The 12,222-nt window shown below is 61.0% G+C and carries 12 protein-coding genes and 1 tRNA gene; 7 read left to right on the top strand and 6 right to left on the bottom strand.

Annotated elements, in window-relative coordinates:
- Positions 1 to 85 precede the first annotated feature (85 nt).
- Both I6E73_RS13660 and argS read right to left on the bottom strand, forming a co-directional pair.
- Positions 86 to 946, bottom strand: a complete 861-nt coding sequence (locus I6E73_RS13660) for a DUF2993 domain-containing protein (RefSeq protein ID WP_307784324.1) — start codon at positions 944 to 946, stop codon at positions 86 to 88.
- 5 nt (positions 947 to 951) lie between these two features.
- On the bottom strand, positions 952 to 2,613 hold the full coding sequence (argS, locus tag I6E73_RS13655) for an arginine--tRNA ligase (RefSeq protein WP_197126445.1): 1,662 nt from the start codon (positions 2,611 to 2,613) through the stop codon (positions 952 to 954).
- Positions 2,614 to 2,712: 99 nt separating this feature from the next.
- Between argS and I6E73_RS13650 the strand changes: the two genes are divergently transcribed.
- Positions 2,713 to 3,309, top strand: a complete 597-nt coding sequence (locus I6E73_RS13650; protein ID WP_197126443.1) for an arginyl-tRNA synthetase — start codon at positions 2,713 to 2,715, stop codon at positions 3,307 to 3,309.
- A 69-nt stretch (positions 3,310 to 3,378) separates the two neighbouring features.
- Here the strand turns inward: I6E73_RS13650 and I6E73_RS13645 are convergent, their stop codons facing one another.
- Positions 3,379 to 4,173, bottom strand: a complete 795-nt coding sequence (locus I6E73_RS13645) for a transglutaminase family protein (protein WP_197126441.1) — start codon at positions 4,171 to 4,173, stop codon at positions 3,379 to 3,381.
- Between the two features lie 86 nt (positions 4,174 to 4,259).
- Here I6E73_RS13645 and I6E73_RS13640 point away from each other — a divergent pair.
- A tRNA-Arg gene (locus I6E73_RS13640) sits at positions 4,260 to 4,332 on the top strand.
- Positions 4,333 to 4,399: 67 nt separating this feature from the next.
- Here I6E73_RS13640 and I6E73_RS13635 read toward each other — a convergent pair.
- A complete protein-coding gene (locus tag I6E73_RS13635) occupies positions 4,400 to 4,765 on the bottom strand; it encodes a helix-turn-helix transcriptional regulator (RefSeq protein WP_197126439.1) in 366 nt (121 codons plus the stop codon).
- A 97-nt stretch (positions 4,766 to 4,862) separates the two neighbouring features.
- Here I6E73_RS13635 and I6E73_RS13630 point away from each other — a divergent pair, with 97 nt between their 5' ends.
- Positions 4,863 to 6,146 (top strand): FAD-dependent oxidoreductase, encoded by a 1,284-nt coding sequence (locus tag I6E73_RS13630; protein ID WP_197126437.1) that lies wholly within the window; start codon positions 4,863 to 4,865, stop codon positions 6,144 to 6,146.
- Between the two features lie 53 nt (positions 6,147 to 6,199).
- Here I6E73_RS13630 and I6E73_RS13625 read toward each other — a convergent pair whose 3' ends face one another.
- Positions 6,200 to 6,862: a pentapeptide repeat-containing protein gene (locus I6E73_RS13625; RefSeq protein WP_197126435.1), complete on the bottom strand. Its 663-nt coding sequence runs from the start codon at positions 6,860 to 6,862 to the stop codon at positions 6,200 to 6,202.
- Positions 6,863 to 6,947: 85 nt separating this feature from the next.
- On the opposite strand from I6E73_RS13625, the gene I6E73_RS13620 reads away from it, so the two are divergent.
- Positions 6,948 to 7,388: a rhodanese-like domain-containing protein gene (locus I6E73_RS13620; RefSeq protein WP_197126433.1), complete on the top strand. Its 441-nt coding sequence runs from the start codon at positions 6,948 to 6,950 to the stop codon at positions 7,386 to 7,388.
- 30 nt (positions 7,389 to 7,418) lie between these two features.
- On the opposite strand, the gene I6E73_RS13615 is transcribed toward I6E73_RS13620, so the two are convergent.
- Positions 7,419 to 8,855, bottom strand: a complete 1,437-nt coding sequence (locus I6E73_RS13615) for a helix-turn-helix domain-containing protein (RefSeq protein ID WP_197126431.1) — start codon at positions 8,853 to 8,855, stop codon at positions 7,419 to 7,421.
- 125 nt (positions 8,856 to 8,980) lie between these two features.
- Here I6E73_RS13615 and I6E73_RS13610 point away from each other — a divergent pair, with 125 nt between their 5' ends.
- The 3 genes from I6E73_RS13610 to I6E73_RS13600 all read left to right on the top strand — a co-directional run bounded on the left by I6E73_RS13610 (position 8,981) and on the right by I6E73_RS13600 (position 12,184).
- Entirely contained in the window at positions 8,981 to 10,810 is a 1,830-nt protein-coding gene (locus I6E73_RS13610) for a phosphoenolpyruvate carboxykinase (GTP) (RefSeq protein WP_197126429.1), read from the top strand.
- A gap of 104 nt (positions 10,811 to 10,914) precedes the next feature.
- The gene (locus I6E73_RS13605; RefSeq protein ID WP_197108966.1) at positions 10,915 to 11,454 is read left to right on the top strand and encodes a sigma-70 family RNA polymerase sigma factor; all 540 of its coding nucleotides are present in this window, start codon (positions 10,915 to 10,917) and stop codon (positions 11,452 to 11,454) included.
- Positions 11,447 to 12,184 carry a hypothetical protein gene (locus I6E73_RS13600; RefSeq protein ID WP_197126427.1) on the top strand — a complete coding sequence of 246 codons (738 nt, stop codon included), beginning with the start codon at positions 11,447 to 11,449 and terminating at the stop codon, positions 12,182 to 12,184. Before I6E73_RS13605 ends, I6E73_RS13600 begins: the two co-directional genes overlap by 8 nt.
- Positions 12,185 to 12,222: the final 38 nt, after the last annotated feature.

Genomic DNA, 12,222 nt, shown 5'->3' with positions numbered 1-12,222 from the left:
TAGACGGAAAACGGCGGATTGTGTCCGCACGGGCGTTGGGGATGCTGACCACTCTAACGGCTGGCGCGGCTAGCGTTGAATCGGGTTACGGCGCTGGACATGTGCCGTATTGCTTCCACGCGGCATCATCGAGCGCGATGCCATCAGCGTTGAGTTGGATGACCAGGTTGTCGTTGGCTACCGCAACCGAATCGATCGTTAGCGCCGTCGGCAACGAGGACGCAACGCAGAACTCTTGAGAGCTGAGCAGGCTACCCGCCAGACCCGAAACGAGCGGATTCTGTCGCAAATCGGCAACCGAAATCTGCTCGTCGCCCAGGATGACCGATTCTGGTTCGAAGGCGATTGAGTCCCCCGCGGCAACCGGCACCAGATCGAGGGCAACGGGGATCTCAAAGAACAGGAGCTTAAAGACCGTCGATACCCGGATGGCGCTACCTTCGAGTTCAATCGAGTCGAGCCCGGTACCGCTCAGCGTTGTCGCAAGCTTCGATACCTCTGCGCCGGTGATCGCGACATCCATCGAGACTGTGTCGATCGGCTGCGACGACACCACGGGAACCCCGGTAGCAACGACCTGCACGGATGACTCGAGGCCGTTTACCTCAAACCGATCGATGTCGATCGTCACCGCATCGAGACCGCCCGTGAGCGCCTGGAGGATCAGCGAGCCCGAGCCTAAATCGACAGCAACGCCCTCACTGGATTCCAAGCCGAGCGACGAGGCAATCTCGTCTTGAGCGATGCGGACCGCTGCGGTGCGCCCGACAGTCTCTACGAGGACAACACCGACGATCAGGATGAGGAGAATGACCCCGGCGACAACCCAACCAATCCAGCTGCGTCGCTTGCGCTTCGCAACGGCGTAGCCGGTGGCTGCCTCAGGGGCAGAATCCGCGGCGCCATCGAGGCGCAACTCAATGGTGGGCTGATCGTCGGAAGCCACGGACGCTACATCCGCTCCGGGGCGCTGACTCCGAGCATCCACAGGCTGTTGCGCAGCACTTGACCGACAGCATCGTTGACCCAGAGGCGCGTGCGGTGAACGTCGGTGACTTCTTCATCGTTCATTGGCGTGACGCGGCACTGGTCGTACCAGCGGTGATAGCTGCCGGCGAGCTCTTCCGCGAAGCGCGCGATGCGGTGCGGTTCACGCAACTCTGCCGCCTGAGCGACGATGCGCGGGAACTCAGCAAGAACGCCAAGAAGGATGCTCTCGGTTTCGTTCGTGAGCAACGAAGCATCAAAGACGCTGCGATCCACTCCCGACTCCCCCGCATTGCGCGCGACGCTGTGAGTGCGCGCGTGAGCGTACTGAACGTAGAAGACGGGGTTGTCGTTCGTGCGCTTTTGCAGAATCTCGGGGTCAAGGGTGAGCGGCGAATCAGCGGGGTAGCGCGCGAGCGAGTAGCGCAGGGCATCCGTTCCGAGCCATTCACGCAGATCGTCGAGCTCGATGATGTTGCCGGCACGCTTCGAGAGGCGAGCACCGTTGATGCTGACGAGTTGCCCGATGAGCACCTCGATGTCCTTATTGGGGTCGTCACCGGCAGCGCCCGCGAGCGCCTTGAGACGGTGAACGTAACCGTGGTGGTCGGCGCCGAGCAGGTAGATCTTGTGGGCGTAGCCCCGGTCCCCCTTGCTGAGGTAGTAGGCCGCATCGGCGGCGAAGTAGGTGTAAATGCCGTTGCCGCGCTTGATCACGCGATCTTTGTCGTCGCCGAAGTCGGTGGTCTTGACCCACACCGCGTCGTCACTGTCGGCGACATGGCCCTGAGCCCGCAAGCGCTCAACGGCAGTATCGATGGCGCTCTTGCCGTCGTCCTTTACCGCGTGAAGGTCACGCTCGCTGAACCAGACGTCGAAGTGCACATTGAACGCCGCGAGCGACTTCTTGATCTCGCCAAGCTGAAGCTCATAGCCACGCTCGCGCGCAACGGCGATCGCCTCATCGTGGTCGAGTTCAAGAATTTCGGGGTTCGAGGCGAGCACACGCTGAGCGAGCTCGGCAACATAAGCGCCAGGGTAGCCGTTCTCCGGAGTGGGCTCACCCTTCGCCGACGCCAGAATCGACGCCCCAAAGTTGTCCATCTGGTTGCCGGCATCGTTGATGTAGAACTCACTCACCAACTCAGCACCAGCGGACTTGAGCACGCGCGCAAGCGAATCGCCCAGAGCAGCCCACCGAGTGTGACCAATGTGCAACGGGCCGGTGGGGTTGGCCGAAACAAACTCCAAGTTAATGGTCTGACCCGCGAGGGAATCATTGCGACCGTAGGTCTCGCCCTGCTCAACGATGGTCTTCGCGAGCGCACCCGCGGCAGCGGCATCTAGGGTGATGTTAATGAAGCCGGGGCCCGCAACATCTACCGAGGCGATGCCGTCGATCGCACGCGCCTGCTCGGCGATTTCAGTCGCCAGCTCACGGGGGTTGGCGCCCAGCGGCTTCGCCAACTTCATAGCGATATTGGATGCCCAATCACCGTGATCGCGATTGCGCGGTCGCTCTAACACCAGGTCACTCACTGTCAGGCCCAAATCGGGCGTGCCGCGGTCAGCCGCAATGCGGGAGACGACAGAGAGCAAGGTGGCAGAAAGATCAGCAGGATTCACCCCTTAAGAGTACTGGGTGGCGACTGAGCTCCTGGCGCAGTTCGCGACAATGCCGGGTCACTGCACTTCGTTGGTGTCAGAGGTCACCAGAATGGAACCATGGCTTCTCGACTTCGCGTTATTCCTGCAGTGATCGCACTGAGTGCATCGGCTCTCCTCTTGAGCGCGTGCGTTCCCACCGAAACAACTCCCAGCGCATCCCCCACCAGCACCGCCTCGCCGACCGCCACAGACTCTACGAGCACACCAACGGCTTCGGCGGAGCCCACCAAGACCGCGGCGCCAGCGCCCGAAGCCACCCCAGTAGACATCGATTGCACAGCGCTCATTACGCCCCAGCAAATGTATGACTTTAACCCCAATTACCTGTTGCTGAACGGCTTCACGCCCGACGCAGGGTCAGTCGCAGAAACCGCCGTTCAATCGAAGGGCACCGTGTGCCGTTGGGAAAACGGCACCAGCGGAATCACGATTGACGTCTCGGTCGTTCAGCCAGACACGAGCGCCATCAGCGCCCTCACGTCGAACGCAGGCGCAAGCACTGACAGCTTCGCCGGCTACTTCGCATCCGAAGGTCGCACCGGCATAGCTCAAGTCTTTACTGGCCCCTACTGGGTGACCCTCAGCTCACAAGAGTTCTCTCGTGCCGGGGATGCCAAGGCCCTAGTCTCGCTTGTCACTGCCGCCCTGAAGTAAGGGAGACTCGCTCGCGGCACACCGCTTGGGCGCGATCCAACTCGAGCGCGACGCTACGAGATCGGAAAGCTAGGGAAGCTGAACCGGCGAGCGGTGATCGTCTACCGGCAGCGTGTCTGCCGTCACCGTGATCGAAAGTTTCTGCAAGAACAGGTCAGCCCAGTGATTGGTGAGGAAGGCCGTATCGGCTGCATCCCTGCCCGTAGCGATGCGCACGAGCGACTGACGCGGAGCAAGTCCGGTGGAATCCACAACCCACCAGGCGCCGTCTACATACGCCTCTGCGACGGCATGGAAATCCATGGGGCTCAGCCCGGGCGCATACACCGAGGTATACCGCGCCGGCACATCTTTGGCGCGCAGCATCGAAATGGTGAGGTGCGCGTAGTCGCGGCATACGCCCTGGCGCGCCAACATCGAATGGGCTGCACCATCGGTCGCCAAGGAGATGCCTGGCGTGTACCGCATGTTTGCCCCGACCCAATCCCGCACAGCCAGGAGCAACTCGTGCCCGGTCTGGCTCGGGAACAACGAACGAGCACTCGGAAGCAGAACATCGGATTCGCAATACCGACTCGGCCGCAAATACTCGATCAGGTCGATCTCGTTGACCGGCGCAGGTTCGGGGGTTTCCTCAACGGTGGCGGCGTAGTCCACGACAAGACGCCCTGGGCCAGCAATCAGCGAGTGCAGGCGGGTTCCGCGCGCATCGACCAACTCTGTTGGCTGCTGGGGCACGCCATCCAACACAAAACCAACGGACTCGGATGCCGTAGTCCAGCGAGCAGACACCGCAACGCTAAAGACCATTTCGGTGCGACCACGAAGGTCAAGTTCTTGGTGGGATGACACGGTACGCAGCATCCCCCGATAATGTCACGAGAAGCTGAACCGGGCATCACCACAGCGTGCTAAATGTGGGAACGATTGCTTGCTAAGATGGAGCCCTTGCCTTCGTAGCTCAGGGGATAGAGCGCCGGTTTCCGGTACCGTAGGTCGGGGGTTCGATTCCCTCCGGGGGCACTGTTATTTTCACCGCACGTTCGCTGCGTGCTGTTCTGGCCACGTAGCCGCTGATTGCTTTTGGCTGCTAGTTAACGACGCAGCAGGCCTCAGCGCCGGCATCCGTGCTTGTCGCAACAGACGCGAGCATCTTGACGGGCTCTGCGAAGGCTTCGCAGCAGAGTTCATAGACGTTGGAACGACCGCGGGGTGTGACCGTGACGAGGCCGTTGTCGCGCAGGGGCGCCAAGTGGTGACTCACGAGCGTTTGACTGAGGCCGGTGGCATCCGTGAGTTCACGCACGGTATGCGCGCGTTCAGTCAGCAACAGTACGAGCTGCAACCGGTTAGGGTCGCCGAGGGCACGCAGGAGTGGCGCTAGGCTCTGGGCTCGCTCGGCCGAGGCAGACCAAGTGGGCTTCTGAATTGTCAGAAGTTCGACGCGTTCGCTCATAACAGTGATCCTACATCGTTTCTTTGTTATCAACAGCAGTTGCTGTTATCGTGAGCGAACGCTAGTAGTGCTGCTGGCGAACAACATGAGGAGAGCGATGACCGCCGCACCTTCCCCCGCACGCCCGCTACCCGTCGTCGTTATCGGAGCCGGCCCCATCGGGCTCGCCGCCGCCGCCAACCTCAACAAACGCGGCATCGACACCATCGTGCTCGAAGCTGGAGAACACGCCGGGGACTCGATCAGCCAGTGGGGTCACGTCTCACTCTTCTCCCCTTGGCGCTACAGCATCGACCCGGTCGGCCGTGAATTGCTCGAAAAAACGAACTGGGTCTCCCCCGACCCCGAAGCCCTACCCACCGGCTCCGAACTCGTTCACGACTACCTCCTGCCGCTCGCCGCAGCCCCCGAACTTGCCCCGCTCATCCGCTACAACAGCCGCGTGATTGGCACGTCGCGCCAGGGCATCGATTCCGCCAGAACTATTGGCCGCGAGCGCCACCCGCTGCTGGTTCGCGTTGACTCCGCTGATGGCGTGTACGACATCCTCGCGTCGGCAATTATCGACGCCTCCGGCACGTGGGGTCATGACAATCCCATCGGCGCCTCTGGGCTCCCGGCGACCGGCGAAGCCGACAGCGCTGCGTGGCTCGCGGGCCCGCTGCCCGACGTTCTCGGCACCGATCGTGCGCGTTTCGTCGGCAAGCACACCCTCGTGATTGGCATGGGTCACTCGGCCGCCAACACCCTGCTTGCACTTGCCGAGTTGCGTGAGAGCGCACCCGGCACAGAAATCACGTGGGCCATTCGTGGGCGCTCCGCTCGCCGCCTCTACGGTGGTGGCACTGCCGATGAGTTGCCGGGCCGTGGCGCACTCGGGACCCGACTGAAGGCTGCTGTGGAATCCGGCGCTATTACGCTGCTCACTGACTTCACCATCACCGAGCTCGCACCTCAGCCCGATGGTCGACTGCGCGTGATCAGCAGTAACCCCGATGGCGAACAATCCGTGACCGTGGATGCTCTCGCCGCCGCCACCGGCTTTCGCCCTGACCTCAGCATCCTGCGTGAACTGCACCTCAGCTTCGACCCCGTGCTTGAGGCTCCCGTCGCGCTTGCACCTCTCATCGACCCGAACGTGCACAGCTGTGGCACCGTCGAGCCACACGGCGCTAGCGTGCTCGCCCATCCCGAGAAGAATGTCTACGTGGTCGGCATGAAGAGCTATGGCCGGGCGCCAACATTCCTCATGGCTACCGGGTACGAACAAGTGCGCTCCGTGGTCGCTGCGATCGCGGGCGATACGGCGAGCGCTGGTCACGTCAACCTGATGCTGCCTGAAACGGGCGTGTGCTGCAGCTCCAGCGGCGGAGGCTGCTGAGCCGGCTCCACGACTCGTCAGGGGCGTTCGTTGCGGTCTCCCGCCGGGCGCCCCTATTCTTCGAGCACGATGCCCAAGTGGGCAGCAAGCATCGGGGCGAACTCAGCCAGTTGGTAGGAGTTGATGGTGGCGCCCTTGAGATGCTCGACTCCAGTGACGTGGCGCAACTCGAGGGCACGCAGGTCGAAATTCGTCAGCGTTGCGCGGGTGATATCGAGGGTATTTACCTGGGTATGGGCGAATGAAACTCGGTTGGCTGTTGCGGCACCTAGATCAAGTTCATCGATCAGGCAGTCGTCAAACAGCACATCCTGAAGGTGGGCACCGCGCAGATTTAGGTAGCCAATGCGGCAGTGCGTAAATCGAACCGACTTCCACGTGGACTCATAAAACTCAGCGGAGCCCAGGCGGGACCCTTCGATGCTCACATCGCGAAGATTCGAGCGCGGTGCCGTGAAGATGGGAGCGTTGAGCTTCTCGAACCGGCTCTCTACAAAAGTCGCCGCCCGAAGGTCAACGCCGTTAGCCTCCAGCTCAGAAAATTCACACTCCGAAAAAGAAGAACCCGCTAGGTCGTATTCGCTCAGATCGGATGCCGCAAATCGCTGGCCGTCATAGCTTTCGTGTGCCCGCAGCAGCGTGGCCTCGCCCTCAGCGAGGTTCTCAAGCTGCAGAGCATCGATGAGCGGTGCAGCGGTTGCCGTTTTCTTAGCCATGCAATCAATTGCTCCCTCAAATAGCTGGTGTTGTGCCGAACCGAAGTTACCCCACGCGACCGACGCCGCCCACTAATCTGTTGCCATGATGCCTCCCGCAAGTGCCGCTGACCGAGTCGCCCACTTTTCACGCAAGCTTGACTTCGAAACTGATTCCTCGGATGTCGGAGCGGCCCTCGAGACACAGGAACGTTTCGTATTGATCGATTCCCGAGGCGATGCCGCATGGAACCAGGGCCACGCTGTCGGAGCCGTGCACATGCCGACTGCGGACATCAGCGCGCGGGCCAGCGGCGAGATCGCCCTCGAAATGCCCGTTGTCGTGTATTGCTGGGGCCCAGGCTGCAATGGCGGCACGAAAGCCGCCCTCGAGTTCGCACGACTCGGCTACGAGGTCCGCGAAATGATCGGCGGCTTCGAATACTGGGCGCGCGAAGGCTACCCCGTCGCTGGCAGCAACGGACCAGTTATCCGCGAAAAAGATCCACTCACCGCTCCCGTTTCAGCGATCTCCTGCGACTGCTAACCGCGAGGGGCCTAGCCCCGCAATGCGCCGCTAGTGCGCGTCGCTCGCGTGCGACTCCAAGAATTCGTAGAGCTCACGGTCATCCACGCCTGGGAAGGTTCCCGAGGGCAGCGGCGAGAGAATGTGGGCGTGCAGCTTGGCGCTCGACCATGCGTTGCCTGACCAGCGATCGCGCAATTCGTCTTCTGGTTTGCGGCAGCAGCTTTCGTCGGGGCAGGTTGACGACTGGCGCACGTCCGTAGCCCGGCCGCGGAACCATTTAGAGTGCGCGAAGGGCACCCCGATGGTGATGGAGAATTCTTCCGCATCCGTTGTTCCCGTTTGGGTTGACTCGAAGAAGCTGCCCTCTGGGGTGTCGGTGTATTGGTAGAACTCTGTCGTGCGGTTGGTGCGCGTGAACGCTGTTCGCGCGCTCCAATTGCGGCACACAAACTGGCCCTCCGCTGAACCGGTGACGTCAACGGGCAGCCGCAAACCATCATTTTCGTAGGCCTTGTAGACAGCCCCATCGTCACCGACGCGTAAGAAGTGCGTTTCGAGATCGAGGTGCGAGGTTGCCAAGTTGGTGAAGCGCAGCGCAGCCGCTTCGTGGGTGACACCAAAGGCATCCCGAAAATCTTCAACAGCGATATTGCGATTCGTCTTGGCTTCGCTCAAGAATGCAACGGACTGCTTGAGGGGCATGAGTACTGCCGCCGCAAAGTAGTTAATTTCGAGACGCTGGTGCAAGAACTCGGCGTAGCTGGTGGGTTCGGTGTGCCCAAGAACGCGGTGTGCCATCGCTTGAAGCGCCATGGAGCGCAAGCCGTGACCACCAGGAATGGATGCCGGTGGCAAGTAGATGCGCCCATGTTTGAGGTCCGTTACCGAGCGTGCTGAATGCGGCAGGTCGTGCACATGCACGAGCTCAAAGCCGAGCGATTCTGCCATCAGGCTCACGGCCCGGTGAGTCAGGGCGCCCGAGGTGTGATTTCCGGCAATCGTCAACTTTTCGGCTTCTTTTTCAAGCTCAGGCAAGTAGTTGTCGAGGGCACGCATGCGGATCCGCAACTCCGTGTTGGCACGACGGGCCTCTTCTGGCGTGGCAATTGCTTTGCGCGACCGCGTCGAAAGTTCATGGTGAAGACCCACGATTGCCTCAAGCGTCTCATCGGGAATGCCCTTTGACGGGCGAATCTTGGGCAACCCCAGCGAGGCGTAGATAGTGCTGCGTTGCAAGCGATCCAGCTCAATTTCGAGGGCTGCGCGCTTGGTAGGCGGCGACTCCTCCAAGAGATCAGCAAGTTGGATGTCCGTGGCTGCGGCAATCGCCGACAGCAGTGAGAGGCGAGGTTCGCGTCGCCCGTTCTCCATCAGCGAGAGCTGACTACCGGCCACACCGACCTTGTCTCCCAACTGATCGAGGGTCATGCCGGAGGTTGTGCGGAAATGTCGGATGCGTTGCCCGAGAGTCACAAGATCATTCACACGTTCACTATAACTAAAGAATAGTGATTCTTTCCACTCGATTCGTCAACATCACCAGCAAAACTGGGTCATCATCGAATAACAACAGTTTTTTCAGCACTACAACTCTTCAGCGGAAGGTAGAAATGAGCATCGCCGAGATGACAAGGACGCACTTCTCCGCACCCGACGGAACAAACCAAAGCGTTATTACCTGGGTGGAACAGATCGCCACCCTCACGCAACCCGACGACATTGTCTGGTGCGATGGTAGCGCCGAAGAAGCAGACGAACTCGCAGCCGAGATGGTCGCTGCCGGAACGCTCACCCGCCTCAACGATGAGTACCGTCCCCACAGCTACCTCGCCCGCAGCGACCCGAGCGATGTCGCTCGTGTCGAAGCGCGAACCTTCATTTGCTCCGCCGACGAAGCAGACGCTGGCCCCTCCAACAACTGGGCCGAGCCTGCCGAAATGCGCAACACGCTTGACGGCCTCTTTGCCGGCAGCATGCGCGGTCGCCGGATGTACGTCGTTCCCTTCTCCATGGGCCCGCTCGGTTCCCCGCTCGCCAAGATCGGCGTGCAGGTAACAGACTCCCCCTACGTCGTCATGAGCATGGGCATCATGACGCGAATGGGAACCGCCGTTCTCAATGCCATCGATGACTCCACTGAATGGGTGCGCGCCATCCACTCGGTCGGTGCACCGCTGGATGCCGGCCAGGCTGACGTGCCGTGGCCCTGCAACCAGACCAAATACATCAGCCACTTCCCCGAGACTCGTGAGATCTGGTCATTCGGCTCCGCGTACGGCGGCAACGCGATTCTCGCGAAGAAGTCATTCGCACTGCGCATCGCTTCAGTGATCGCTCGCGAAGAGGGCTGGCTTGCTGAGCACATGTTGCTCCTCAAGCTCACCAACCCCCGCGGTCGCGTGTTCCACATCGCGGCAGCATTCCCCAGCGCCTGCGGCAAGACCAACTTGGCCATGCTCAAGCCGACCATCCCCGGCTGGAAGGCCGAGACGATTGGCGACGACATCGCGTGGCTCGGCAAGGGAGCTGACGGCCGCCTGCGCGCCATCAACCCCGAAGCTGGCTTCTTTGGAGTGGCACCGGGCACCGGCTACGCCACTAACGAGACCGCGATGGACACCATCTGGGGCAACACCGTTTTCACCAACGTCGGTTTGAAAGACAACGGCGACGTCTGGTGGGAAGGCATGAGCGATGAGGTGCCTGAGCACCTTATTGACTGGCAGGGTAACGACTGGACGCCAGAATCTGGCACCCCGTCGGCTCACCCGAACTCACGTTTTACTGTGGCAGCAGCACAATGTCCCAGCATCGCAGATGACTGGGAATCGCCACAGGGCGTCGTAATCGACGCCATAATCTTCGGCGGTCGCCGCGCGACCAACGTGCCGCTAGTGGTGGAGGCACGAGATTGGGAGCATGGCGTCTACCTGGGCGCCACTATCTCATCTGAGCGGACGGCGGCTGCCGAAGGCACCATTGGTGAACTACGGAGAGATCCGTTCGCCATGATGCCCTTCTGTGGATACAACATGGCAGACCATTGGGCCCACTGGCTCTCGGTCGGCCAGGATCTCCGCGGATCCGGCACAGTGCCACGCATTTTCCAAGTCAACTGGTTCCGCAAGGGTGCCGATGGTTCCTTCCTGTGGCCAGGATTTGGCGAAAACTCACGCGTGCTCGAGTGGATTCTCGACCGCGTTGACGGAACGGTTGCCGCCCGCGAAAGTGCCCTCGGGTTGATGCCGCGCGAAGGCGACCTCAACATCGACGGCCTCGAACTCGGCGATGACACCATGGAACAGCTTTTCGCGATCGATAACGACTCGTGGATCGCCGAAGCCGAAGCCACCGAAGAATTCTTCGCCACCTTCGGAGACCGTGTTCCTGCCGCAGTTTCTCGCCAACTTGAGCAACTGAAAACGCGTCTCCAAAGCTAACCAACGAAACCGCCTCGCCGTTCGTCTTTATTAGTGTGACCGCAATTGCGCTAACTATTGGCCATTCCTCGGCCACAATAGAGACGACGGCGAGGAGGGGCTCAGTGACTGAGACCGAAAACACCCCTGCCCGCTGGGAAGACGTAGTTACTCAACTCGTCGAAGAGCGCGGCGAAGCACTGACGCGCTATGCGTACCTCATTTCGGGGAACCGCGACGATGCCTCCGACCTTGTGCACGATGCCCTCGTGAAAACATTCGGTCGCCTGCGCAACGGTTTTGGCATCGCCAGCGCCGAAGCCTATGTGCGTCGAGCGATTCTGAACACCTACCTTGACCGCGGTCGAAAGATCAGCCGCTGGCGCAAGATTGCCCACCTCACGGTAGAGCCCGACATCCACGAATCTGCGGATGCCGACACCGAGGCTCGCTTAGATTTGCAGTCTCAACTGATGAAGTTGCGACCCCGCGAGCGCGCCTGTGTTGTGCTGCGTTACTACGAAGACCTCAAGGTGGACGACATCGCTGCGACGCTAGATATCAGCTCCGGGGCTGTAAAACGTTATTTGAGCGACGCGCTCGGCCGCATGGCTGTGAGCCTTGATCGCGATGCTGCCGACACCGTAGGAGGCCACCGTGGTTGATGAAAACGAGCTTCGCGCACAGCTGACGTCGGGCGAACCGCCCGCCATTGCCATTGATACAGCGGCTGTAATTTCGCGAAGCAAGTCGCGTCGTCGACCGCGCCAGTGGGCTGTGGGCGTGGTGGGGGCTCTCGCCGTGAGTTCGCTGATCTTTACGGGAGCCAACGTTATTCCGCTGTTCTCGAGCAGTGATACCGCGGTGAGCATGTTGGCGGACGATTCTGCTCCGGAGTCGGCCGCGGATTCGTCGGACGCAGGAGCAGCGCAGGCCGCTCCCGACGATTCTCGCGTTGTGGGTTTGTGCGGCGTAACGATTCCGGTGGAGTCCGCGTCGCCCTTCGGTTTGACGCTCGAGCTCGAATTACCGGCAGAAGTCGTGGCGTCGGGCAGCGCCTTCGGAACGGTACGACTCACCAATGACTCGGATGCCCCCGTGCAGGGAACGACCGCGTCGGTGCCTGACGTGAATCTCCTCGACGATTCCATCGTGATTTCCCACAGCCCCGATGCGCAGATTCTCTCGGTCATGCCGGTGAATTTGCAGCCTGGCCAAAGCATCGAGTTCTCCGTGGCAATCGCCATCTACGACTGCACCACCATCGACACGGGCGGAATGGTTGACCCCGGTGCGTATGCGGTCAGCAGCACACTCGCATTCGTTCCCACCGACCCTGCCGACGGCGCCGCCGCCGAGGTGCGCAGCGAACAGATGCCGATCGTTCTGCAATAACCCAAGGTTCCTGTCGTTAGACTCGCCGTGTCACTTTT

This window comes from Salinibacterium sp. SWN248 (genome assembly GCF_015864575.1).
GTDB lineage: Bacteria > Actinomycetota > Actinomycetes > Actinomycetales > Microbacteriaceae > Rhodoglobus.
The sequence above is the reverse complement of the archived record's forward strand: the minus strand, read 5'-3'. Positions and strand labels throughout refer to the sequence as shown.

Coding starts and splice junctions, on each gene's coding strand:
- I6E73_RS13650 (WP_197126443.1), top strand. CDS start 2,713: ATGGCTTCTCGACTTCGCGTTATTCCTGCAGTGATCGCACTGAGTGCA.
- I6E73_RS13635 (WP_197126439.1), bottom strand. CDS start 4,765: ATGAGCGAACGCGTCGAACTTCTGACAATTCAGAAGCCCACTTGGTCT.
- I6E73_RS13610 (WP_197126429.1), top strand. CDS start 8,981: ATGAGCATCGCCGAGATGACAAGGACGCACTTCTCCGCACCCGACGGA.
- I6E73_RS13645 (WP_197126441.1), bottom strand. CDS start 4,173: ATGCTGCGTACCGTGTCATCCCACCAAGAACTTGACCTTCGTGGTCGC.
- I6E73_RS13625 (WP_197126435.1), bottom strand. CDS start 6,862: ATGGCTAAGAAAACGGCAACCGCTGCACCGCTCATCGATGCTCTGCAG.
- I6E73_RS13620 (WP_197126433.1), top strand. CDS start 6,948: ATGATGCCTCCCGCAAGTGCCGCTGACCGAGTCGCCCACTTTTCACGC.
- I6E73_RS13630 (WP_197126437.1), top strand. CDS start 4,863: ATGACCGCCGCACCTTCCCCCGCACGCCCGCTACCCGTCGTCGTTATC.